The following is a 22,642-nucleotide window of genomic DNA, read 5'->3' on the forward strand; positions in this document are numbered from 1 at the left end:
TGGTCAGGATTGCTGTGAGCGCGGTCCCAAACCCGCACGCATGACTCCATGGCGGATTGGCGTCAGGTCATGCACGGCCCGCAACCCCATCAAGCGTAGAGATTTGGAAATCGCGTCCGCGCCGCCCGTGACGCGGTTGAACGCATCCACGGCGCGCGCACGCGGGGCGATGTCGCGTTGGCGCGCTTTTTCATACTGGTCCAGAACTGCGTTCGCCCCCGGATCGTCAGGGGCTGTGGCGAGGACGTCGAGGAGTAGGGTCAGATCGTTCAGCGATGTGTTAAGACCCTGCGCGCCGATGGGCGGGAAAACATGGGCGGCCTCGGCGATAATCGCCACCCTTTGAGCGGCGAGGCGGTCGGCCGTCTGTGTGATGATCGGAAAGACGCCACGCGCGGAGGCCAAATGCATATCCCCGAAAAGACCGGCTGCGCGGGTTGTCATCGCAGCGTTGAAATCGGCCTCTGGCATGTGAAGGAGTTCGACGGCGCGCGGGCCTTTGTTCATCCACACGATGGCGGAGGCGGGTGATCCGTCGATATCGGGCAAGGGCACCATCGTGAAGGGGCCGCCCTCGTGGTAGATTTCGGTCGATACATTGTCGTGGGGCACTGCGTGGCGGGCCGTGAAGGCGAGTGATTTCTGCCCGTAATGGGTGGTTTGTACCCCGATGCCGAGAGCGTCGCGCACTGCAGAGTTTCGCCCATCGGCCGCCACAACCAGTTTCGCCTGCACCTGAGACCCATCCGACAGGGTCACAAAAGCATCGTTGGTGCGCGTCAGGATGGATTTGAAACCGGTGCCATAGCGCATTTCGCAGGTCGAAATCGTCGGCAAGACATTCAAGAGCTCGCGACGAATGACCCAGTTGAGGAAATTCCATCCGAACGGTTCGTCCGAGGTCTCGCGACCATCGAACTGGCGCGTGGCCCGCACCACCGGCGGCGTGCCGTCTGTGTCAACAACGCGAAGGGAGTCGAGCGGGGTGGCATGCGCCAGTAACCGGTCCCAAATGCCGATGCGTTGAAACAATTCGCGCGCCGGGCGCAGGAAGGCGGTGGACCTCAAATCCGCGCCTGCTCCATCGCCTGACACCACGGGTCGCGCAGGGTCGACCATCAGGGTTTTGTAACCGGTCGCGCCAAAGGCCGCCGCAGCAATCATGCCCGCAATCCCGCCACCCACGACGAGCACATCGACGATCTCACGGGTAGGGCGATTTGCGATCATCTCGGTCTCCTTGGCAATCGCGAAACTTGTAAGCCAGTCGACGGGCAATCGCACGCAGGAATGCGCAGAAGGGGGCTTTTAGCGTCCCACACTGATCAGGATGAGAGCCACGTAGATCACCGGCACCGTGGCCAATGCGGCGATGCCAATAACCCATGGCCCGATCACGAAGGCGCCGTAGACCAATGCGGCGATGATCACGAGGACGGCGAGAACGAAAATCGCAGTGCCGCGCGGTCCGAGCGATGGTTCACTGGGATCAGTTTTTAGTGTGGAAGATGCTGTGGGGGCGCCCGTCATTGCTGACTCCGATCAAAAGATGCGTTCGTGTTGCACCTATCATATAGGGAGCGCAGGCGTCACTAGGGCCGCATGCCGCGCGACAGATGCGCGCAAGCACGATCAGGTGAGCGCTGCGAGGAACCCCGCGAGGTCATCGGTGTGGTGGTGGATATGCTCAGGCACGGGGTCGATAGGTTCGGGCGCAACATGGACCGTCTTCATGCCGAGCGCGTGAGGCACCTGCAGATTGCGCGGATCATCCTCGAACATGGCGGCCGATTTCGGGTCGCTTCCGTCAATGTCGAGGATCCTGTCATAGGCGGCGGCATTCGGTTTGGGGTGGAAATCTGCGTGTTCGATTCCATAGACGGCGTCAAAGAGATCGCTGAGCCCACGGGCGTCAAGAACGCGCTGGGCGTAGGGCTCGGAACCGTTGGTATACACGATTTTGCGCCCGGGTAGGGCAGTGATGGCGTCTCGTAGGATCACATCGCGGGTCAATCCGGAGAAGTCGATTTCGTGCACATAGGTCAGGTAGGGCAGCGGGTCGGCATTGTGCAGCGACATGAGGCCCGAGAGGGTCGTGCCATAGTCGCGCCAATAGAGATCGCGTAGCCTGTCCGCCTCTGTGTGATCCACATCCAGCGTGCGCGCGACCCAATCGGTCATGCGCACTTCGATCTGGGCAAAGAGGGCCGCCTCGGGTGGATAGAGCGTGTTGTCGAGATCGAAAATCCACGTCCCGACATGGGAGAATTGTTCGGATACCATGGGCACAGGCCTAGGCCAGAGCGTGCGGCTGCGCAAGGGGCGTGGCTTCGGTGCTTGATCCTGACGCCTGCGCTTGTCTATGGTCGCGCAATCTAAAGGGAGACCAAACCATGGCCGATATGCGCGCGAGCCAAAAGGACGCCTACGAGCTCATTCTCGATGCGATAGACCGGGGCGTTTACCGTCCCGGTGACCGGCTCGTGGAAAGCGATCTGGCCGAGCGGTTTGGCGTGTCACGGACCCCGATCCGCGAAGCGTTGCAGCGTCTGGAAACGCAATCCATGCTGACGCGGGATGGGCGATCGCTCATTGTGGCGTCTTTGGACCACAACCAGATGGCCGATCTATACGTTGTTCGCACCGAACTCGAAGGGCTGGCCGCGCGTCTGGCCGCGCGCCATGCGACGTTGGAAGAAGTGCGCGTGTTGCGCGAGATGGTGGAGGCGGATCGCGCCTTGGTCGGTGATCCCGAAGCGCTCGCCCGTGCGAACCGGCGGTTCCACAAACAGATCCACCTCGCGTCCCATAACCGGTATCTGGTGCAGCAACTGGATCTCGTGCATCGCTCCATGGCGCTGCTCGCGACGACGTCCCTAGCCGTCGAAGGTCGGGGTGTTGCCGCGATTGGCGAACACGACCGGATCGTGAGCGCCATTGAAGCCCGCGACGAAGCCGCTGCCCGTGATGCGTTGACCGCGCATATCTCCTCCGCCTTTGTCACCCGCCTCAAGACGGACGCCGAGAAAGTTCGCTAGGCTCGCGCCTCTTTGGCGTTTGCGGATGTGCAGCGGCGCAAGCCGGCCACCAATGTCCGTAACTCTTTCATTCATCTGGCGCCTATGGGGCGGCAGGGCGAGCCCGAATGTCAGACGACGTGCGTGGACGTTCGTGGGCGCGTGGTCAAATTGTGCAGCCGCTTCTGCGAGCCCTTGGCGGGGCAGAAGCGGTTTTTGAGCGTGCGTTGGATAGGCCAGGTCAGTGCCTTCGGGGGTCGCGCGCGTGTTTGGACCGGCGGCGGTCAAGAGTGCGCGGCTGGGGTCGGCAGCCTCGGTGTCGTGGACGCCATGGACCGTTTTATCCCAGTAAAATGGCTTGGTCACCATTTCGAACAGCGCTTTGGCACCGGCCAGTGTCGCTATCGGATAGTAGAGGTGGAGGGTGGGAACCCACGCCCAGAGCCCGGGTTTATTTGCACCACGCGTCGATAGAAAGCCGGCGGTAAGCGCGGTGATTTCAGACAGGATGAACAGGATGCCAAGAGCGGTCAGTGCTTCGCCGGGCAGGACGCCGCGCAACGGGTGCGGCAATCCGAGCGGGAATGCCCAAAAGGACCACAAAAGCGGGGCGAGGACGATCTGGCTCAGGGACCCAAGGAAAAGAATGTTGACGCCAATAAACCGCCACCATCCCAGATCGCGCAGCAGTTTGCGCGGTTTGCGGTGGTGGACGGCCCATGTCATTGCATAGCCCTTGATCCAGCGTGACCTCTGTTTGACCCATGGCCAGAACCGGCAATTCGCTTCCTCATAGGTGACTGTGTCGATGAGTTCCGTGCGATACCCGTGGCGCGCGAGGCGAAGGCCGAGGTCGGCATCTTCGGTCACATTATGCGCGTCCCAGCCGCCCAGTTCCTCAATCGCACTGCGGCGCATGAAAAGGGTCGTGCCCCCGAGAGGCACCACGAGACCCAACCGTTGGTATCCGCGCAGGATGACACGAAACCACGCCGCATATTCGACGGTGAAACACCGCGACAGCCAGTTTGTGCCTGTGTTGTAAAAATCGAGCGTTCCCTGCACACAGGCGACCTCCGGCGGGGCGGCGGCAAAATGGGCGGCAACTTTGTGGATCTGATCGGGGTCGGGGGCATCTTCGGCGTCATAAATGCCAATGATCGAGCCGCGACAGAAATCGAGCGCGATATTGAGCGCGCGAGGTTTGGTTTTGACGGTGCCGCGCGGGACCACGATCTGGCGAATCCAGCGGGGCAGGTTGGTTTGCGAAAGAGCAGCCTGCGTCACGGTATCATCTTCCTCGACGACGAGCAGGATATCGAGCAATTCACGCGGGTAACTCAGGCGCGATAACCGGTCCACCAACCGTCCCGCGATTTCGCGTTCTTTGAACAGCGGGACCATGATTGACACGGTCGGAAGGAGCGATGTGGTTTTGCGCCGACTGGCAAAGGTGCGCCTGCGATGGCTCTCGTAGCGGGTTTGGGCCACGATGGCGGCCGCTTTTAGTGCGGTCGTCGCAACGAGGGTTATAACCGCCCAAACACCGAGAATTATCAACGCGATATCCGGCATATTTAAGAGGAGACCGAGAAAGAAAATGCCGACGAAAGACATGTTTCGCGACAAGGCACGCACATCCATGGCGCGGCAGCTTTCATGCGCGGCCACGCGTGTTTCGCCCGATTGGGCCAAATGGCGGTGACGTTTTGACAGGAGGGCGGCGTGCAGGGCGGTTTCGGGCACAATTGCCATGCGCACAGGTCCGAACAGGCGCGATAGGCGCGCACGGTGCAGTTCGAACTGTTCGGGTCGACATGACGCAATCACGACCGCGCCGCCGGTTTGTCGCCACGGTAAAAGTCCAAGGCGCAGCGCCTCACCCGCACCCAGTCGATCAATCAATCGCACATCAGGGGGAAAGCGTGTCAGATCGGCGACGCTGGCGGCGTATTGGTCGGCAAGTGCCTGATATAGCGCGCTTTCTGTGACCATGTCGTGGGCGAGAAAAATGTCCCCGATGCGCGCGTCCTCGCGTTGGCGCATGGCTGTGGCGCGGATCAGGTCTTCGGGGCGCAATTCCCCCCGTTCCACGAGTATCTGGCCCACGGGTTTGCGGCGGGTTTGCCGACCGGGTGGTTGTGTATGGAGTTTCGATTCCGAAAAGATTCTGTTTCGTTCGAAAGACATCGCCGAGCGTTCCCTGCTGCCGGGCGACGCGCCAAATGCCTGCGCCCTCATGGTGAACATGAGGCGATCAGGGTTAATGGCCCGTTAAGCAGAACTGATTGATGACGTCGTAAGGCGCAGATTTATGCGTTGGTCTTGGCGCGTTCGTCCATGGCGGCGGCAAAGCGTTCAAAGAGGTAGTAGCTGTCCATCGGACCCGGGGACGCTTCGGGGTGGTATTGAACCGAGAACACCGGTTTCCCCTCAACCGCGATGCCACAGTTGGACCCGTCGAAGAGGGAAACATGGGTTTCCTTGACACCTTTGGGCAGGGTCTGACTGTCCACAGTAAAGCCGTGGTTCATCGATGTGATTTCAACCTTACCGGTGTCGAGGTCTTTGACAGGATGGTTGGCGCCATGGTGGCCGTGGTTCATCTTGATCGTCTGCGCCCCGAGAGCAAGGGCGAGCATCTGGTGTCCAAGGCAGATACCGAATACGGGAAGATCCTGTTCCAGCACGCCTTTGATCATCGGCACAGCGTAGGTGCCTGTCGCGGCAGGGTCGCCAGGACCGTTGGAGAGGAAGACGCCGTCTGGGTTATGGGCGAGCACCTCTTGGGCAGTCGCGCTGGCCGGAAGAACCGTCACATCGCAGCCTGCGGAGGCGAGGCAGCGCAGAATGTTGCGTTTGGCGCCAAAGTCGATGGCCACCACTTTGTGACCCTTGCCTTCGCGCCGCGGGAAACCATCCGGCCATGCCCACCGCATTTCGTTCCAAGTGTAGGACTGCGTGCAGGACACATCTTTGGCAAGGTCGAGCCCGACCAGACCGGAAAACTCGCGCGCCTGTTTGACGAGGGCTTCGATATCGAAATTTCCGTCAGGATCATGGGACATGGCGACATGGGGCGCGCCTTGTTGGCGGATCGCGCGGGTGAGACGACGCGTGTCCACGCCTCCCATGCCAATGCGGCCGCGCTTGGCGAGCCACGGGCCGAGGTTTTCCTGTGTGCGCCAGTTGGACGGTTCCGTCGGGTCCCATTTCACCACCATGCCGGCGGCAACCGGATCGGCGGTTTCATCGTCTTCGGTGTTTGTTCCGGTATTGCCGATGTGGGGGAATGTGAAGGTGACGACCTGACCTGCGTAGGAGGGGTCGGTCATGATTTCCTGATAGCCTGTCATGGCTGTGTTGAAGCAAAGCTCGGCCACAGTCACGCCCGTGGCTCCGAACCCCATGCCGTAGAAAATTGTGCCATCTGCCAGAACGAGGCAAGCGGTGGGCTTTTGGCGTGCGGAACCGGACGTCATGGCGCGACTCTCCTGATGGGGGCAAAATTCGCTGGAAACTAAAGGCGCAGCCAAGTGAGGTCAAGGGTTCGGAGGCTTTTCGGGGTAGATAAGATTTATCACATAAATTCAGCTACTTAGTCAGAAAACGAAAGGTTGAGGTCACGGGTGTGTTTCGGTATGTTGTCCTTTCGTTACAATCAGACGGGACCACAACCCCATGGACATGCGAACTCGCATCAACACTGCACTCAAGCAGGCGATGAAAGACAAAGACGTCGAAAAACTGTCGACACTTCGCCTCATCAATGCAGCCATCAAGGACCGCGAAATCGCCTCGCGTGTCGATGGCGAAGAAACGGCGGTTACGGATGCCGAAGTACTTGGTATTCTTGGCAAAATGGTCAAGCAACGGCTCGAAAGCGCCAAAGCCTTTGAAGAGGGCGGGCGCGTTGAACTGGCGGAGAAAGAGCGCGGCGAAATCGTCGTGATCGAAGAGTATCTGCCACGCCAGCTTTCGGAAGACGAAGCCAGTAAAGCCGTCCAAGCGGCTATTTCCGAAACCGGTGCGCAGAGTATTCGCGACATGGGTAAGGTAATGGGCGTGCTTAAATCAAAATACACCGGACAAATGGATTTTGGTGCCATCGGGCCAATTGTGAAAGAAAAACTGGCCTAGGGCGCAGACCCGAGACATCGAACCGATTTGTGGCCCGCACCTTAACCCGTGCGGGCCATTTATTTGCCGAGACAAGAAACGACGCGAATGGCGAACCGCTCGTCAGGCCGCGCCGCGCATCTGTGCGAGGATTCGTGCCAACTCGCCGTGCAGCTTTTTGCGCTCTTCAGGACTAAGAAAGGCACCGAGTTCGACCTCTCGTTTGTTGTGATCTCCGCTGCCTTTTAGCGTGAGATAATTTTCAATCTTTGCATCACGATGGAGCGTCAGGCGGACCCAATAGGGATTGGCCTCCCATGTGAATTGCGCGCCCTTTGCCGACCAATGCGTGAGGTCGATCTGCTGGGGGGTAATGACCAAGGCCTCGCGTAGCAAATCGCGGTCCGAGCGGCGCAGGGCCGTCCAGAGCGCCGCAAGCACCACCATTATGAAAGCGAGAAGCACCCAGAAAGCCACAGTGCCGATGAAGGGGATCAGAGGGATCATTCCGCCCACGAACATCACCCAAATCGCGGCAGAGAACCCTTTGGAGGGCAGAGAGCGGTGCGGCCAGAGGTCTAGGCGGCAGAGCGGCTTGCCCGCGGGGGTTGCGTGGCTTTCGCGTGCAAGGGTGGGATCAGGTGTCCAGCGGTAGGGCATCAGCGATTTGAGAGCCGTTGTTGTTTGCGCATAGTGTAGGGCGCGCGGTCATGGTGTCCAAGCGTCAGCGGGTCGCACGCCGATGTGTTGAAACAGTCGCAGCAGATACCCGTCAGGGTCGGCGACAACAAACTGACGATTGCCGAGTTCCGTTTCATCGTTGCGATACCAGCGGTCCTCAAGCGGGAGGTAGAGGTCGCGCCCTGCAGATTCGAGACGTGCAAGGATCACGTCGACATCGGGCACTTCGATCTGAACATTGAGGCCGCGCCCGAATGGGTAGGCATCGGGCAGATGTCCGTCGCCAAAGGTTCGCCCAACCCCGATTTGGTCGATCATCAGACGGGCCGAGCCCAACTGAAGCATGGAAAACCCGTCCTCCGGACGTTCATAGTCAACCGAGAACCCGATCAGGTCGCAGTAAAAGGCCCGCGACGCGCGCCAGTCGGTGACCGCGAATTCGGGAATGAGGGCAGGGCGCATGGAGTAGTCCTCTTCGTCTAACGTCGCCTCGAACGCGGGCCTGTTGGGTGGCCTAAGACTACGGGTTGGATGGGGGAATGGTGCTAATGGCATGGAGGAGACGCACCGCATGAAGCAAACCGATTTGCCCATCGGGCTCTCCGTTGAGCATGACGACAAAGCCGTCCTTGGTGTCAGGAATGCGGTACATCAAAGTGATCACCCCGGGGTCGCCGCCGTTGTGGCCTTCGCCTTTGAACGAGAAAAGGCCGAAGTCGAGTGTTTCATAGCTCCAAAAGATGCCGATTTTATCGTCGGCTGCGGACATCCCGTCGATGCCTTCGATGAGTGGCGTTGTCAGCAGGTCAACAACCTTCGGGTCGATCGCCTGTCGCCCATCCAATGCGCCGCGGTTGATAATCGCGCTCAGGAGCCGCGCGAGGTCGTGCACAGAGGCGTTGAATTGCCCGTCGGGCCATGTGGCAAGGCCGTAGGGCGGCAGTGCCACGAAATCCCCCGCATCGTCACGGGTGTAGAGCGTCGCGCCATTTTCGGGCACCGGTAGCGTGTGGCCCCAGAACCCGCTCAGACCCAATGGGTTGGCCACCATGCGCATGCTATAGGTCGCAAAGGGTTCGCCCGTCGCATCCGAGATAGTCTGTCCGGTCAGGCCCGCGCCCACATTCGAATAGGCGTAGTGCGTTCCCGGTGCGTTGTCGGAAAAATTGGCTTCTGCATCATAGAGATCACCCGATGCGGCCAAGTAGCGCGTGAGGAATTCGCTAAGCGTGTCGGGATGGGTGGTTGACCCATAGTGGTAGCCCGCGTCGTCATAGCCTTCATCGGTGTCGAGGATGCCGCAGGTATGGGTGACGAGGTGGCGTAGGGTGCAGGGGTGGTCATCGGGCCAGTCGATCGCAATGGAAAGCGTTTGATCGAGCGGACGATCAAGGTCGAGATTGCCGTCGTGGATCGCCTGCGCGGCTGAGAGGCCGGTGATGACTTTGGTTATCGATCCAATGGGCATCGTGGTGGTGGATGTCATCGGGCGAGATGTTGCGATATCTGCAAACCCCGCCGCGCCGGTCACCGCAATTTCACCGTCGCGCACAACCGCCCACATGATCCCCGGCCACGAGCCGCGCGCCACGCCTTTGTCGGCGAGGGTTTGAATGAAGGCGATGCGGTCTTCGAAGTTTGCCGGCGGGCGCAGAGCGACATAGCTAGCGTAGCCGATCGCGAGTGCGCCGAGGAGAATGGCGATTATGAATTTGATGTATCGCACGTCGCCTCCCGAAAGTGTCACTTTGAAGGTGGGGTTTAGGCGGCGCGATGTCTACCACGGTCGTCGTTTTCGGGGCCCGCAGATACGAAAAAGGCCCCGCGGTGGAGCGGGGCCTTTTCAATTTCAGGTAACGAGGACCGCGTTAGTGCGCGTGACCTTTGTCCCAATCGCTTTGCTTGGGGAGCGTTTCAAAAGTGTGCTCCGGCGGCGGGGAGGGAAGTGTCCACTCCAGCGTATCGGCATATTCGTTCCAGTAGTTGTTCTCGGTGACGCGTTTGCCCGCGAAGATGGTGTAGAACACGATCCCGATGAACAGGAGGAACGATGCGAAGGAAAGCAAGGCACCCCAGCTGGAGATGTAGTTCCAGTACGCGAAGGCTTCCGGATAGTCGATGTAACGACGCGGCATACCTTGGCGACCGAGGAAGTGCTGCGGGAAGAACGTGATGTTCACACCGATGAAGAACATCCAGAAGTGCAGCTTGCCGGCCCATTCAGGGTATTGGCGACCCGACATCTTGCCGATCCAGTAGTAGACACCGGCGAAGATGGTGAAGGCTGCCCCCATGGACATCGTGTAGTGGAAGTGCGCAACGACGTAGTAGGTGTCGTGATAGGCGCGGTCGACACCGGCCTGCGACAGAATGATGCCTGTCACGCCGCCGATGGTGAAGAGGATCAGGAAGCCGAATGCGAAGAGCATCGGTGTCTTGAACTCGACCGAACCGGACCACATGGTCGCGATCCACGAGAAGATTTTCACACCCGTTGGAACGGCGATAACCATGGTGGCGAGCATGAAGTAGGTCTGCTGCGAAAGCGACATACCGACGGTGTACATGTGGTGTGCCCAGACGACGAACCCGAGGCCGCCAATCGCGATGAGCGCCCAAACCATCGGCAGGTAGCCAAAAACAGGCTTTCTGGAGAAGGTGGCGATCACGTGCGAGACGATCCCGAAGCCGGGGAGAACCACGATGTACACTTCCGGGTGGCCGAAGAACCACAGGATGTGCTGATACAGGATCGGATCACCGCCGCCGCCCGGCTGGAAGAAGGAGGTGCCGAAGTTACGGTCGGTGAGCAGCATGGTGATTGCGCCCGCCAGAACCGGCAGAGCCAGAAGGATCAACCATGCGGTCACAAAGATCGACCATGCAAACAGAGGCACTTTGAAGATCGTCATGCCCGGTGCGCGCATGTTCAGGAATGTGGTGATCATGTTGATCGCGCCGAGGATCGAGGACGCACCAGAGACGTGCACCGCGAAAATCGCGAGATCCATCGAATATCCACCCTCTGAGGTCGATAGAGGCGGGTAGAGAACCCAGCCGACACCGGACCCGAGCTGACTGTTCCCCCCGGGCGAGAGCATGGAGGCCACACCCAGTGCCACACCGGTCACGAAGAGCCAGTAGGACAGGTTGTTCAGTCGCGGAAAGGCCATGTCCGGCGCGCCGATTTGCAGAGGCATGAAGTAGTTGCCAAAGCCGCCGAACAGGGCGGGGATCACCACGAAGAACATCATCAAAACACCGTGGTAGGTGATCATAACGTTCCAGAGGTGGCCATTGGGCGTGCATGGATTGGCCAAAAGACCTTCGAGGCACATGTATTGAACACCTGGTTCCATGAGCTCGAGGCGCATGAAGACGGTGAAACAAACAGAAATGAAGCCCACGGCGGCAGCCGTGAACAGATAAAGGATACCGATATCCTTGTGGTTGGTCGACATGAACCAACGGGTAAAGAAGCCGCGGTTGTCTTCGTGCTCGTGGCCGTGAATGGCTGCGTCTGCCATGCGGTCCTCCCGATTATCGTGCGTGGTCGTTGCGTTTCCCGTCGCCCCCTTTGATGGGGAGTCGTATGACGGAATTGGCATAGGTCTTAGAGTGTCGCGGGCAGTGAGGCAATGTGTCAACACGCCTCGGCGATAGAAAAATTGCCGCATGGGGTTGAATGGCGCGCGTGCCGGTATCTTTGGGTGTAGGCTGTGCGACGGGTTCGACTATGGCGGTCAAAGAAAACGCGCCGCACTCCTAGGGGAGGCGGCGCGTGTCACGTCAATGCGGCCATGGGCCGTTTGGATTACTCGGCGCTGAGCGACGCGAGATAGGCAGCAACGTCTTCGCCACCCTTCATTTTAAAGGTCATTTTGGATTTTGCAGCGGATCCCAGTTGCTCAGACAGGAATTTCTTCGGATCAGCCATATAGGTGGCCAGGAGTTCTTCGTCCCAGATCAGCCCGGCTTCACCTGCAGCGACGAGATCGGCGCCGTATTTAAACCCCTCGACAGTGCCCGCCTGACGACCGATGACGCCAAAAAGGTTGGGGCCGGTTTTGCCGCCTTTGATGATCACGTCATCGCCATTTGCGAGCGTGTGGCATGATTTGCATTTCCTGAAATCGCCTTCGCCAGCGCCGGCATCACCGGCAAAGGCGCCGGTCGCAGCGATTAGGGCGGCAGCGGAAAGTGCGAAAAGCTTCATTTTGGTGTCTCCCAGAGTGACTTTATCGATTTGCGCAGAACATAGCGGATTTTTGTGGCGGAAACAGGTGTGGATTGTCGCAGGGGGTTAACGGCGGCTCTGGCCCCCTAAGCATCCCCGAACACCTCACCGAAACCCCGTTTCAGGGCGACGTCGACATCGGCCATGGAAACCGGCAGTCCCAGATCGACGAGCGAAGTGACCCCGTGTTCGCGAATGCCGCAGGGCACGATGCCATCAAAGTGGCCCAGATCGGGGTCAACGTTGATGGACAGGCCATGGAAGGAAATCCATTTGCGGATCCGCAGGCCGATCGCTGCGATTTTGTCTTCGGGTGGGGTGCCAAGCGCGGTCACGGGTTTGTCGTCACGCACCACCCAGACACCGACGCGCCCGTCACGGATTTCACCGGTGACGTTGAATTCCGCAAGGGCCGCGATCACCCATGCCTCCATATCGGCCACGAATTTGCGCACATCATGTCCGCGATTGCCCACATTGAGCATCGCATAGGCCACCCGTTGACCAGGGCCATGGTAGGTATATTGGCCACCGCGTTTGCTTTGGTAGACGGGAAAGCGGTCCGGATCGACGAGGTCCTCGATATTGGCCGAGGTGCCAGCGGTGTAGAGCGGGGGGTGTTCGACGAGCCAGATCATCTCATCGGCTTCGCCTTTCGAAATGGCCTCCACGCGCGCCTCCATAAAGGCCACGGCGTCGTCGTAATCAGTGAGCCCTTCGGCCACACGCCATTCTACCATTCTGCTCCATCGGGGAAATCGCCCCGCCTCTCGTAAGTTGGCGCGTGTGAGACCTCGCGCGCTCTGCGTGCCTTGCGTGCCTTGCGTGTTTCGCGCAGCGCATCCGACATGGCACGAGAGGAGGCTGGTTGTCCAGAATGGGCAGCTTTCTGTGATGGCCTGTCGGGGGCGAATTGTCGCCTTGCCCGCGTCCAAAAACCTGGCCTTGGGCGGGTTTACCAAAAACCTGTAAAAACCCTCTTGCAGGCTCCTTCGTCTTCCCTTAGAGAACCGCCTACCCGAGCCAAGGCATGCGGTCGTGGCGGAATTGGTAGACGCGCAGCGTTGAGGTCGCTGTGGGGTAACTCCCGTGGAAGTTCGAGTCTTCTCGACCGCACCATGGCTCGGTTAAAGAAACGCCCCGCCTGTTTGTCAGGCGGGGCGTTCTGCATTTAAGATCCCCAAGACACCTCTTTTGCGCATGATTTGGTCGTGCGCGTCATGTGATCAATTTGCCCCGTGGGCATCATGTGTTTGAAATCGCGCACCCTTTCGACGGCTCCGTCGGCTGAAGTTTTGAGTCAAATTCGCATCGTAAGCATTTAAAAAATAACAAAAATTTTTTGCACTTTGATTGCTGGCTTCACGTTGTTTTGGTGAATTTTCCCTAGTTTTCACTCACTCGAAAGATTTGCGTGGGGCAAGGGACATGGCGACTATCAATCTCAGAGGCTATCTGGCGACCTCCTTTTGGACGACATCCGGATCCCCGACCGTGGTGGCGGGCGATGCAGTGCGCCTTGATCCCACCTATGACAATGACACCGACTATTTCGATCTCAGTATTGATGATGACGACACGGTGTTCGATTCCGATCATTCCAACCCCGAAGTCGGATCTGACAGCACCCAGACCGGAACGGCTCATGACTCGGCGGGCTGCCTGATTGCCTCGGGTAATATCTACATCGAGGAAATGATTGTCCTCACCGATGGGGCGGGCAATACGGTCAGACTCTATGTGATCGAAGTCGACGGTGTGTTGCTCGGTGTCGTTTCGGATCCGGAAGTCGTCCCCGGCACAACGTATGAAGTGGTGTCCGTTGGCGATCCCGAAGCGACCGGAGAGTCGCCCGACTATTCCACTTTTTCGGATCCGACCTTCGATGTCGATGACGGCAATGTTTATACCGGCGGCGCGAATGCGGACGTGTTTGACACGGGCGCGGGTGATGACACCGTCAATAGTGGCGCGGGCGCGGACACCATCCACGCAGGCGACGGTCATGACACGATCATCTACGGCACGGGCGGTGCGACGCAGGCCGAGGGCGACACCGTTTATGGTGGCGACGGCGTCGATTACATCGATGACATTGTTGGATCTGCATACACATATGATGACACTCTCTACGGCGAAGGCGGCGATGACATCATCTATGCCGGCGGCGGGGAGGATTATGTCGACGGTGGCACGGGCGACGACCGGATGTACGGCGAAGACGGTGACGACGAAATCTACGGTCGCGCTGGCGCAGACACTATTCAAGGTGACGCGGGCACCGACCAGATTTATGCCGGCGACGACAACGACTGGGCCGATGGCGGGTCTGGCAATGACCAGGTTTACGGTGAAGGCGGCGATGATACGCTTCTCGGCGGCACAGGTGACGACAACCTGCACGGCGGCGAAGGCGACGACACGTTTATCATCTACGAAACCGATGACACGACGAATGTCTTTGGTGACGCGGGAAATGACACAGTCGATTTTCGCGAGTTCACCCCGGGCAGTGGCGTCACCCTCACGGCTACCGGGACGGAGGCGTATACCTACGCCTATGGCAACTCCGGGGCCATCGGCACCATCAATACCGTCGAAATTTTTTCCGGCACCGAAAGTACCGACTGGTTTGATGTCTCGAGCCAAACCAAAACGGCCTCATATGACCTCGCTGGCGGTGATGATACGTTCATCGGTTCCGATGCGGGTGAGGACATCAGCGGTGGGACGGGCAATGATACGATCACCACGGGTGGCGGTAACGACACGATTTACTTCAGCGATGGCGATGGTCACGACACCATCACCGACTTCGATATGGGGGACACGGATGCCGACGGGTTCACCAACGACCAGCTCGACGTCAGTAACCTTCGCGACGCACAAGGCAACCTTGTGTCCGGCGCCGATGTCGTGGTGTCCGACGACGGGGCCGGCAACGCGGTTCTGACATTCCCCAATGGCGAGAGCATAACGCTCATCGGGGTTGCCCCGACGCAGGTCGACCACGCTTCGGAGCTTTATGCGATGGGTGTTCCCTGTTTCGCATCAGGAACGCGGATCGAAACACCATCCGGCGCGCGGCTTGTTCAGGATTTGCGCCCCGGTGACAGGGTGGTGGTGGCGGACGGTCACAGCATGGAGATCCTGTGGCATGGTCAACGGCACGTGACGGCAGGGCAATTGGCGGCGCGTCCGGAATTGGCGCCGGTTTTAATCCGCGATGGCGCAATCGGAAATCGCGGTGACCTCGTCCTCTCGGCCCAACATGCGCTTTATGTTGACGACGATGCCACGGGCGCGGGCCGGTTTCTGCGTGCAGTCCATCTCGCGCGTCATGGCAGTGGCGCGGTGCGGATTGCGCGGGGCAAACGGGGCGTGACCTATCACCATCTTCTCCTGCCGCGTCATGCCGTCGTCTTTGCCAATGGCGTGCCCAGCGAAAGCCTCTATCCGGGGCGATTTGCGCTCAACGGTTTTGATGACGCGGCGCGGGCCGAACTTTTCAGCCTGTTCCCTGCGCTAGACGCCATTCTTTCGGGCGGGAACGTGTCGCAGATCTACGGGCGTTCTGCCGTTCCATACCTTCGTGCCGACGCCGCGCGCCGCGTTGCGCGCGAATTATGTGTTTGAGCTGACCAGACCGGCACCACGCGCCTAAGGCAGAATGGCCAACCAACACCATGTGGTGACAATCGACGCCGCGGTCCCGATCAATACGGAAGAAGCCGCGACGCGTTTTGCCGTGCCATACATATTGGCGAAGAGATAGGCATTCACACCCGGTGCCATCGACGCGGTCAGCGTTGCCGAGCGCAGCGGCCCCGTTTCAAGATTGAAAGCGAAGTGACCGAGCCCATAGGCGACAATCGGATGCACGATCAGCGAGGCCGCGACCGCCCAACCGATCAACCGCATGTCGCCTTCGGGTTTGTAGCGCAACAAAACGCCGCCCAAACCAAAGAGCGCGGCGGGAATTGCCGCACTGTTCATCATGAACACCGCATCCCAGACCGGGTCAGGGAGTTGGATCCCTGTGATGTTCACGGTCCAGCCCAAAACGATGCCGAGGATCAGGGGATTGCGGAACACCGAACGCCCGATCTGGCGAAACAGGCCGAGCGGGGATAGGCCCATGCCTTTGGCCTTTGCCGTCTCCATTGCCGTAATGCCGAGACCATAGAGCAGGGGCGCGTGGATCGAGATGATCGCGTAGTTCCACGCAAGCGCGGGCGTGCCATAGGCGCGTTCGGTGATAGGGATGCCGAGAAGGAGCGAATTCGAAAACAACCCGATAAACCCTACAGCAATCGCATCTGTCAGCGAGCGTTTGAAAACATAGCGCGCGCCGATAAAGCCGAAGGCCCCGCCTGCCAGTGCGCCTGCATAAAAGCTTAACAACAGGGGCGCGCGAAAGGCGTCTCCCAGATCGAGACGTGCGATCCCTGCAAACAGGAGCGTTGGCACAGCAACGTTTTGCGCAAACTTCATCACTGCATCGATTAGCGTGTCATCGACCCATCCGCGCCACGTAAGGAGGTAGCCAAAGCCGATAACCAGAAAGACGGGTGCAATGACGTCGAACAGAAGTTGCACGGTCCTATGCCCCCGCGACGTCGATCACCATGCCGTCGAAGGCCGGGGTGACGTGGTGCGGGGTTTCACTCTCGACGCGCGCGTAGTCGAGGTCGATGTGCATGTTGGTGAGAACCGCGCGTTCGGGTTTTGCACGTGCGATCCATTCTAGGGTCAATTCGAGATGCGCGTGGCTCGGATGGGGCGCGTAGCGCAGCGCATCGATGATGAAGCAATCCAGATTATCGAGCAGGGGCCAGCTTTCCTCGGGGATTAAATCCACATCGGGGATATAGGCCAGATCGCCGACACGGAAACCCAGTGCATGGATACGCCCGTGACGCACAGGAATAGGCGTCAGAGTGATCTCGCCACCGGGTCCGTTCACGCGCATAGGGCCATCGATGGCCTGAAGGTCGAGAATGGGTGGGTATTCGGAATCCGCAGGTTGAACAAAGGCATAGCCAAAGCGGGAGACGAGCGCATCTTCGGTCGCGGCGTCGGCGTAGACTTTGATCCGTTCGCGCATCAGAAAGACGATTTGGCGGATGTCATCTATACCGTGGACATGGTCGGCATGGGCGTGGGTGTAAAACACCGCGTCCAGTCGTGTGACCCCCGCATCAATCAGCTGTGCGCGCAGATCCGGTGAGGTGTCCACGAGAACCGTGGTCGTGCCTTCGGGGCCGGTTTTTTCGATCAGGACAGAACAGCGGCGGCGGGCGTTCTTCGGGTTGTCGGGATCGCAATTCCCCCAAAGCCCCCCGATACGCGGCACGCCGCCCGAAGAGCCACAGCCCAATATGGTGAGGCGCGTGCTCACGGCTTTGCTTTCGTAAACAGCCGGTCGAAATTCGCCTCGGTCAGGGCGGCAAATTCGGCAAAATCCATGTCGAATGTCTCGGCGGCCTTTTCAGCCGTCTTCGCGACATAGGAGGGTTCGTTACGTTTGCCGCGATAGGGCGGGGGCGAAAGATAGGGACTGTCGGTTTCCACCAATAGACGGTCACGCGGTGCGTCGCGGAAAATGTCGCGCAACTCGCCCGATTTCGGAAAAGCCGTGATGCCGGACATCGACAAATAGAACCCGAGGTCCAATGCGGCCTGTGCAAGGGCGCGCGAGGATGAAAAGCAATGCATGACGCAGCTATAGGCACCGGCACGGTGTTCTTCGCTAAGAATGCGCGCCATATCGTCGTCGGCGTCGCGGGCATGGATGATGAGGGGCAGGGCGGTTTGGCGCGCGGCTTCGATGTGGATGCGCAGGCTGTCCTGCTGCACGGCCTTGCTTTCGGCGGTGTAATGGTAATCGAGACCGGTTTCACCGATGCCGACGAATTTGGGATGCTCTGCGAGGGCGACCAATTCTTCCACGCTTGCCAGCGGTTCGTCGGCGGCGGACATCGGGTGCGTGCCTGCGGCCCAGAAAACGCCTTTGTGGGCGTCTGCGATGGCGCGGACCTGTCCGGCGAGGCGCAGGCGCGTGCAAATGGTGACCATCCGGTGCACGCCGGTTTCACGTGCGCGCGAAATGATATCTGCCCGTTCATTGTCAAAATCAGGGAAATCCAGATGACAATGGCTATCGGTCAGGCGGGGAGTCGTGGACATTCAGACTGCTCGGCGGTTTGGATTGGGCACTCGCGTAGGCCAGAGCAGGATGGCGGGCTCAGGCAGTAACGCGGGCGGCCGTGTCGTTGATCTTGAATACCATATCAAGGATCAGCGCGGCGGGGTCAAGGTTCACACCCCGCGCATGGCGTGCGCGCGCGGAAAGACTGGCCTGAAGTGCCGCCCAATCGCGCGCTGCAGTCCCGTCGGGGGCAAGCCGTGCCATCAGGGCTGCCTCGCCCTTTGCCGCCTCGACGATGGGGGGGCGTCCGGCACCGGTGCGGGCCAGACGGGTCAGGAAACGGTCCATGAGCCCGATCACCAGATCGAAGCGTTCGGCATTGGCCGCACCCACACAGCTCTCGGCGAGTTTGAGCGCGCTAGGACGGTCGAGACGGGGCATCGTCTCGAAGAGCGCGACGAGGTCGCGATAGGTGTCCATGCCGTCAAGGTTCGTCAATCTGATCGCATCCCCTACCGACCCGGCCGAGAGTTCGGCCAAAGCGTCCGTCCGCTCTGCGACATCGACCCCTGTCGCGTCAAGAGCATGTGCAAGATCGCTGGCCTCAAGCGGACCGAGCCGAAGCGTCCGGCAACGTGAGCGAATGGTGGGCAAAAGGCGCGAAGGTTGGTGCGCGATCAGCAGCAATACGGCATGCGCGGGTGGTTCTTCCAAAGTCTTCAGGAGCGCGTTGGCCGCGTTCGTGTTCATCTCGTCGCTGGCGTCCACAATGACCACGCGGTAGCCGCCCTCGGTTGCCGAGAAATGGAAGAAACCGTTGAGTTCGCGCACTTCTTCGACGGTTAGCTGGGTCTTGAGGCGTTTGGCCTTTTTGTCCCATGCGCGCCGGACGAGCTTCAGACGAGGCTCGCTCAGGCTCGCCGCGCGCCGAACCGCAGGGGTTTCAGTGTCGACATCAAGCGACGCCGCGATGGGGGCGGCTTCTTCAAACATGCCCCCGGTTTGGGGCAGCGGTTGGGTCAAAAGGAAACGCGCCAGACGCCACGCCAGCGTTGCTTTGCCCACGCCGCGCGGCCCTGTGATGAGCCACGCATGGTGCATTCGACCGGAGTTGTATGCGTCGAGAAACTCGGCCTCTGCTTCACTATGACCGAACAGTTGGGGCGTGTGGCGCGGATGCGGGGCACCCGGGGCACAATCGGCCTGAGGAACCTCGTCCATTTCGCCGATAACGGTGCTCATGGTAGGTGCCGGGTTACGATTTCGATCACGTCAGCGGCAACAATATCCATCGCTCTGCCGGCGTCGATGATCTGAAAGCGCGCGTTGGCGCGGGCGAGGTTTAGAAAGGCTGCGCGACAGCGGGCCTGAAAATCCGCGCCGAAATCCTCGAACCGTTCTTCCACGGTCTGACGCCCTTTTGCGCGGGCCAGTCCGACCTTCGGATCCATGTCGAACAGGAGGGTCAGGTCGGGTTCAATACCGATCATCTCGTCGTGGAGGCGGTCAACCTTGGCGCGCAAATCGCCGCGTGTTGCGCCCTGAAACACCCGCGTGGAATCCGCAAACCGGTCGCAGATCACGACCTTTCCGGCGTCCAATGCAGGGCGGATGGTTTTTTCCAAATGGTCGCGGCGCGCAGCCGTGAAGAGGAGGATTTCCGTTTCCGCAGACCAGCGGTCGGGATCTCCCTCCAGAACGAGTTTGCGAATTTCCTCGGCGCCCGTGGAGCCGCCCGGTTCGCGGGTGTGGATGACGTCCATGCCGCGCGCGACCAAAGCCTCTGCGAGCAGGCGCGCCTGCGTCGACTTTCCGGAGCCGTCAATGCCCTCGAAGGAGATGAACATGCCGGTCACTGGGTAACAGCTGCAGGGTCCGAACCGTCGCCTGAAATCCGGTCTTTCAGAACCACAAATGCCGAACGAAGCCGCGGTGCGATGCCGCCCCGTTTGACCGAACGGTCTGCGACCAATGGCAGGCGCGCGGCGGGTAGATCATCGCGTTCGACAACGAGTTCGGCGATCACGTCGCCCTGCGTGATCGGCGCTTCGAGTGGGCTCGTGTATACTACCGTCGCATCGATTTGTCCGAGCTGGGTGCCGGGAAGAAGGACAGAGATCGGTTCGTTGGCGACGAGGCCAATTTCGGTTTCGTCGCCCATCCAGACCGGCGCACGGGCAAATTCCTGTCCGACTTCACCAATGGTTGTTTCCGCGAACTGACGGAAGGCCCAGCCGACAATGCGTTCGGCTTCCTGTGCGCGCTCGGCCTCCGATGTCAGGCCGGAGATCACAAAGACGATGCGGCGGGTGCCCTGTGTGGCGGACCCGACGAGGCCATACCCGGCTTCCTGTGTGTGGCCGGTTTTCAGGCCATCGGCGCCAATTCCGAGTTTCAGCAACGGGTTGCGGTTAAACCGGTTCTGGGGTGCGCGTCCGTCGTAGGGAAACTCCAACTGCCCGAAATATCCGTAGTATTCGGGGAATTCCTCGATCAGGCGAACGGCCAATACGCCCAGATCTTGCATCGACATCCGGTGATTTGGGTTTGGCCACCCGGATGCATTGGCGAAGGTAGAATTGTTCATTCCCAGTGCGCGAGCGCGGTCGTTCATCAGGCGGGCAAAGTTGTCTTCGGTCCCCCCCAACCCTTCGGCCACAGCCACACAGGCGTCGTTTCCGGAGAGCACAATAATGCCCTGGATCAGTTCCTCGACCGTCGGGCGGTCGGTTTCGTTGAGGAACATAGTCGAGCCGCCCATTTGTTTGGATCGGGTGGAGACCGGAAACCGTGTGTCGAGCGTCACACGTCCATCCCGCAGGGCCTCAAACAGCATGTTGAGCGTCATGAGTTTGGACATAGATGCCGGCGGCAGGGGGATGTCTGCTTCTTTCGACATCAAAACCGTGTCGGTTCCGAGGTCATAGACCCAGGCCGCACGGGCATTGGTGTCAAACGCGCTTGCAGGGTGGGCAAGGGCGAGTGTGAAGGAAATGAGGACGGCGATGAGGCGCATCTGGGGGCTGTCCTTTCGCATTGGGTCAGCGGGTTAGGGCAGGGCGGCTAGATCGCCCCGCCATCCATTAGTGCGTCACCGCGTAGGCATCCGTGAAGCCCGTGGCCTTCACTTTTGCGAGAAGATCGGCGCGCGCGCCTGCGGTGCTTGCCGGTCCCACGACGACGCGCCAAAACGACTTGCCGTTCGAGTTTCCGGATTTGACTTCGGCGGTTACGCCTTGGGAGGCGAGCATTTCAACGGTGCGGCGCGCGTTGGCCTCAACCGAGAAAATCCCGATTTGCAGATAGGGTTTGCTTAGCGTTGATGTTGTCACGGGCGCTGGGGCGGCCGGTTTTGGCATCGGTGCTGTCGGCGTTCCGGCCTCGATCGCGTCGAGCGTCGCGGCAGCATCGGCTATCGGATCCAACGGCGCTGTTTCAATCGCCTCGGGCGCATCAAGCGTTTCTGTCTCCATCGGGGCAGGGGCGGGCGCGATCGCAACTTCCTCACGACGCAGGGCGGTGACAGAAAGTTCAACGGGCGCGCCCGCGAGCATCCCGAGCGCTTCTGCAGTGTCCGACGATACCTGAAGGGCGGGACCGGGTGCGGTGGTTTCGCGTTTGAACAGCGCTCCGATCACCGATTGACCGTTGGCTTCATTGCGGATGATGACCCGCTCGGGGTCGGAAACATCGGAATGCGCAATCCAGACCCCGCCGAGTGACGGGCGTCCGTCCCAGAGGCCGCGGTCGGTGACCTGAAACACATCCGGTGCCTCGACGTCTTTTTCGATCACACCACCCGCGGCCGACGGACCCGTGTTGGATCCCTCTGTGGTTGGTTTTTTTGCGAACGCATCTTTAAAACTCTGGCCTTCCTCACAGCCGCTCAAACCGATGGTTGTTACCATCAGGAGCGCTGCGGTGCCCGTCAAACGCCATGTCTTTTGTGTCATGCCTTTGTGCCCCTTGGACCGGTTTCGACGCTGTCGTTCCGGTGGCTTGTGCCGTTTTTCTGCTCTCTTGCCGGTTTGATTTCTCCGGCTTCTTGCGCGCAGTCTAACGGCTAGGCTGCAGGCTGGAAAGCCCCGCCTGAAACTGTGCGCGAAAATCGGCACGCATAGGGGTCTTTTAGAATCGGAAATGTCAGGCTAATTGTCCCTGATCTGCGGAGGAGTGGCAGAGTGGTCGAATGCACCGGTCTTGAAAACCGACGTGCGTGAAAGCGTACCGTGGGTTCGAATCCCACCTCCTCCGCCACCATACAGTTTTGGTCGGTTTGAATGGGTCGCCTTTGGCGGCCTTTTTCATTTTATTTCTTAGGTTTGCGGCAAGTGCGGGTTTGGTTGGATTTTGCCCGCTATTTCTGGTCTGCGTTCGGTTGCTGGTATGAAACATGGCGGCGCTGAGCGGGAAGCTAACAAAGAAGCTCGTCGAGAA

At 59.8% G+C, this 22,642-nt stretch carries 20 protein-coding genes, 2 tRNA genes and 1 pseudogene; 5 read left to right on the top strand and 18 right to left on the bottom strand.

Annotation, left to right across the window (positions count from 1 at the left end; translation table 11 throughout):
* Positions 1 to 3 precede the first annotated feature (3 nt).
* The 3 genes from ABD815_RS01340 to ABD815_RS01350 all read right to left on the bottom strand — a co-directional run bounded on the left by ABD815_RS01340 (position 4) and on the right by ABD815_RS01350 (position 2,283).
* Positions 4 to 1,230 (bottom strand): FAD-dependent monooxygenase, encoded by a 1,227-nt coding sequence (locus ABD815_RS01340; protein ID WP_344842384.1) that lies wholly within the window; start codon positions 1,228 to 1,230, stop codon positions 4 to 6.
* 78 nt (positions 1,231 to 1,308) lie between these two features.
* Complete coding sequence (locus tag ABD815_RS01345) at positions 1,309 to 1,530, bottom strand: hypothetical protein (RefSeq protein ID WP_344842387.1); 222 nt, start codon at positions 1,528 to 1,530, stop codon at positions 1,309 to 1,311.
* A gap of 102 nt (positions 1,531 to 1,632) precedes the next feature.
* Positions 1,633 to 2,283, bottom strand: coding sequence for a pyrimidine 5'-nucleotidase (locus ABD815_RS01350; protein ID WP_344842390.1), 651 nt, complete (start codon positions 2,281 to 2,283; stop codon positions 1,633 to 1,635).
* A gap of 110 nt (positions 2,284 to 2,393) precedes the next feature.
* Here ABD815_RS01350 and ABD815_RS01355 point away from each other — a divergent pair, with 110 nt between their 5' ends.
* The gene (locus ABD815_RS01355; RefSeq protein ID WP_344842393.1) at positions 2,394 to 3,038 is read left to right on the top strand and encodes a GntR family transcriptional regulator; all 645 of its coding nucleotides are present in this window, start codon (positions 2,394 to 2,396) and stop codon (positions 3,036 to 3,038) included.
* Between the two features lie 564 nt (positions 3,039 to 3,602).
* Here ABD815_RS01355 and ABD815_RS01360 read toward each other — a convergent pair.
* Positions 3,603 to 5,267, bottom strand: a pseudogene (locus ABD815_RS01360) (glycosyltransferase); the annotation flags it as partial.
* A 62-nt stretch (positions 5,268 to 5,329) separates the two neighbouring features.
* Positions 5,330 to 6,499: a glutamine-hydrolyzing carbamoyl-phosphate synthase small subunit gene (gene carA / locus ABD815_RS01365; protein ID WP_344842396.1), complete on the bottom strand. Its 1,170-nt coding sequence runs from the start codon at positions 6,497 to 6,499 to the stop codon at positions 5,330 to 5,332.
* A 199-nt stretch (positions 6,500 to 6,698) separates the two neighbouring features.
* Between carA and ABD815_RS01370 the strand changes: the two genes are divergently transcribed.
* Positions 6,699 to 7,157 (top strand): GatB/YqeY domain-containing protein, encoded by a 459-nt coding sequence (locus tag ABD815_RS01370; protein WP_344842399.1) that lies wholly within the window; start codon positions 6,699 to 6,701, stop codon positions 7,155 to 7,157.
* A gap of 102 nt (positions 7,158 to 7,259) precedes the next feature.
* On the opposite strand, the gene ABD815_RS01375 is transcribed toward ABD815_RS01370, so the two are convergent.
* The 6 genes from ABD815_RS01375 to lipB all read right to left on the bottom strand — a co-directional run bounded on the left by ABD815_RS01375 (position 7,260) and on the right by lipB (position 12,794).
* On the bottom strand, positions 7,260 to 7,796 hold the full coding sequence (locus tag ABD815_RS01375; protein WP_344842401.1) for a DUF2244 domain-containing protein: 537 nt from the start codon (positions 7,794 to 7,796) through the stop codon (positions 7,260 to 7,262).
* Positions 7,797 to 7,844: 48 nt separating this feature from the next.
* The gene (locus ABD815_RS01380) at positions 7,845 to 8,279 is read right to left on the bottom strand and encodes a bleomycin resistance protein (RefSeq protein ID WP_344842404.1); all 435 of its coding nucleotides are present in this window, start codon (positions 8,277 to 8,279) and stop codon (positions 7,845 to 7,847) included.
* A gap of 58 nt (positions 8,280 to 8,337) precedes the next feature.
* Positions 8,338 to 9,543 carry a serine hydrolase domain-containing protein gene (locus tag ABD815_RS01385; protein ID WP_344842406.1) on the bottom strand — a complete coding sequence of 402 codons (1,206 nt, stop codon included), beginning with the start codon at positions 9,541 to 9,543 and terminating at the stop codon, positions 8,338 to 8,340.
* 142 nt (positions 9,544 to 9,685) lie between these two features.
* On the bottom strand, positions 9,686 to 11,344 hold the full coding sequence (locus tag ABD815_RS01390) for a cytochrome c oxidase subunit I (protein ID WP_344842409.1): 1,659 nt from the start codon (positions 11,342 to 11,344) through the stop codon (positions 9,686 to 9,688).
* Positions 11,345 to 11,631: 287 nt separating this feature from the next.
* Positions 11,632 to 12,033 (bottom strand): c-type cytochrome, encoded by a 402-nt coding sequence (locus ABD815_RS01395; protein ID WP_344842413.1) that lies wholly within the window; start codon positions 12,031 to 12,033, stop codon positions 11,632 to 11,634.
* 107 nt (positions 12,034 to 12,140) lie between these two features.
* Positions 12,141 to 12,794 carry a lipoyl(octanoyl) transferase LipB gene (gene lipB / locus ABD815_RS01400; RefSeq protein ID WP_344842415.1) on the bottom strand — a complete coding sequence of 218 codons (654 nt, stop codon included), beginning with the start codon at positions 12,792 to 12,794 and terminating at the stop codon, positions 12,141 to 12,143.
* Positions 12,795 to 13,086: 292 nt separating this feature from the next.
* On the opposite strand from lipB, the gene ABD815_RS01405 reads away from it, so the two are divergent.
* Together ABD815_RS01405 and ABD815_RS01410 are read left to right on the top strand one after the other, a co-directional pair.
* Positions 13,087 to 13,173, top strand: a tRNA-Leu gene (locus tag ABD815_RS01405).
* 309 nt (positions 13,174 to 13,482) lie between these two features.
* Entirely contained in the window at positions 13,483 to 15,690 is a 2,208-nt protein-coding gene (locus tag ABD815_RS01410) for a Hint domain-containing protein (protein WP_344842416.1), read from the top strand.
* A 24-nt stretch (positions 15,691 to 15,714) separates the two neighbouring features.
* Here the strand turns inward: ABD815_RS01410 and ABD815_RS01415 are convergent, their stop codons facing one another.
* The 7 genes from ABD815_RS01415 to ABD815_RS01445 all read right to left on the bottom strand — a co-directional run bounded on the left by ABD815_RS01415 (position 15,715) and on the right by ABD815_RS01445 (position 22,158).
* Positions 15,715 to 16,653: an AEC family transporter gene (locus ABD815_RS01415; protein WP_344842418.1), complete on the bottom strand. Its 939-nt coding sequence runs from the start codon at positions 16,651 to 16,653 to the stop codon at positions 15,715 to 15,717.
* Between the two features lie 4 nt (positions 16,654 to 16,657).
* Entirely contained in the window at positions 16,658 to 17,455 is a 798-nt protein-coding gene (locus tag ABD815_RS01420; RefSeq protein ID WP_344842420.1) for an MBL fold metallo-hydrolase, read from the bottom strand.
* Entirely contained in the window at positions 17,452 to 18,243 is a 792-nt protein-coding gene (locus ABD815_RS01425; RefSeq protein ID WP_344842422.1) for a TatD family hydrolase, read from the bottom strand. Before ABD815_RS01425 ends, ABD815_RS01420 begins: the two co-directional genes overlap by 4 nt.
* 58 nt (positions 18,244 to 18,301) lie before the next feature.
* Positions 18,302 to 19,447: a DNA polymerase III subunit delta' gene (locus ABD815_RS01430; RefSeq protein ID WP_344842425.1), complete on the bottom strand. Its 1,146-nt coding sequence runs from the start codon at positions 19,445 to 19,447 to the stop codon at positions 18,302 to 18,304.
* Positions 19,444 to 20,052, bottom strand: coding sequence for a dTMP kinase (tmk, locus tag ABD815_RS01435; RefSeq protein ID WP_344842428.1), 609 nt, complete (start codon positions 20,050 to 20,052; stop codon positions 19,444 to 19,446). Before tmk ends, ABD815_RS01430 begins: the two co-directional genes overlap by 4 nt.
* A 5-nt stretch (positions 20,053 to 20,057) precedes the next feature.
* On the bottom strand, positions 20,058 to 21,221 hold the full coding sequence (locus ABD815_RS01440; protein WP_344842431.1) for a D-alanyl-D-alanine carboxypeptidase family protein: 1,164 nt from the start codon (positions 21,219 to 21,221) through the stop codon (positions 20,058 to 20,060).
* 67 nt (positions 21,222 to 21,288) lie between these two features.
* Positions 21,289 to 22,158, bottom strand: coding sequence for an SPOR domain-containing protein (locus ABD815_RS01445; RefSeq protein WP_344842434.1), 870 nt, complete (start codon positions 22,156 to 22,158; stop codon positions 21,289 to 21,291).
* Positions 22,159 to 22,372: 214 nt separating this feature from the next.
* Between ABD815_RS01445 and ABD815_RS01450 the strand changes: the two genes are divergently transcribed.
* Positions 22,373 to 22,462, top strand: a tRNA-Ser gene (locus ABD815_RS01450).
* Positions 22,463 to 22,642 lie beyond the last annotated feature (180 nt).

Origin of the sequence: Celeribacter arenosi (genome assembly GCF_039539485.1) — a bacterium.
Lineage (GTDB): Bacteria > Pseudomonadota > Alphaproteobacteria > Rhodobacterales > Rhodobacteraceae > Celeribacter > Celeribacter arenosi.

Coding starts and splice junctions, on each gene's coding strand:
- ABD815_RS01340 (WP_344842384.1), bottom strand. CDS start 1,230: ATGATCGCAAATCGCCCTACCCGTGAGATCGTCGATGTGCTCGTCGTG.
- ABD815_RS01345 (WP_344842387.1), bottom strand. CDS start 1,530: ATGACGGGCGCCCCCACAGCATCTTCCACACTAAAAACTGATCCCAGT.
- ABD815_RS01350 (WP_344842390.1), bottom strand. CDS start 2,283: ATGGTATCCGAACAATTCTCCCATGTCGGGACGTGGATTTTCGATCTC.
- ABD815_RS01355 (WP_344842393.1), top strand. CDS start 2,394: ATGGCCGATATGCGCGCGAGCCAAAAGGACGCCTACGAGCTCATTCTC.
- carA (WP_344842396.1), bottom strand. CDS start 6,499: ATGACGTCCGGTTCCGCACGCCAAAAGCCCACCGCTTGCCTCGTTCTG.
- ABD815_RS01370 (WP_344842399.1), top strand. CDS start 6,699: ATGGACATGCGAACTCGCATCAACACTGCACTCAAGCAGGCGATGAAA.
- ABD815_RS01375 (WP_344842401.1), bottom strand. CDS start 7,796: ATGCCCTACCGCTGGACACCTGATCCCACCCTTGCACGCGAAAGCCAC.
- ABD815_RS01380 (WP_344842404.1), bottom strand. CDS start 8,279: ATGCGCCCTGCCCTCATTCCCGAATTCGCGGTCACCGACTGGCGCGCG.
- ABD815_RS01390 (WP_344842409.1), bottom strand. CDS start 11,344: ATGGCAGACGCAGCCATTCACGGCCACGAGCACGAAGACAACCGCGGC.
- ABD815_RS01395 (WP_344842413.1), bottom strand. CDS start 12,033: ATGAAGCTTTTCGCACTTTCCGCTGCCGCCCTAATCGCTGCGACCGGC.
- lipB (WP_344842415.1), bottom strand. CDS start 12,794: ATGGTAGAATGGCGTGTGGCCGAAGGGCTCACTGATTACGACGACGCC.
- ABD815_RS01410 (WP_344842416.1), top strand. CDS start 13,483: ATGGCGACTATCAATCTCAGAGGCTATCTGGCGACCTCCTTTTGGACG.
- ABD815_RS01425 (WP_344842422.1), bottom strand. CDS start 18,243: ATGTCCACGACTCCCCGCCTGACCGATAGCCATTGTCATCTGGATTTC.
- ABD815_RS01430 (WP_344842425.1), bottom strand. CDS start 19,447: ATGAGCACCGTTATCGGCGAAATGGACGAGGTTCCTCAGGCCGATTGT.
- tmk (WP_344842428.1), bottom strand. CDS start 20,052: ATGTTCATCTCCTTCGAGGGCATTGACGGCTCCGGAAAGTCGACGCAG.
- ABD815_RS01440 (WP_344842431.1), bottom strand. CDS start 21,221: ATGCGCCTCATCGCCGTCCTCATTTCCTTCACACTCGCCCTTGCCCAC.
- ABD815_RS01445 (WP_344842434.1), bottom strand. CDS start 22,158: ATGACACAAAAGACATGGCGTTTGACGGGCACCGCAGCGCTCCTGATG.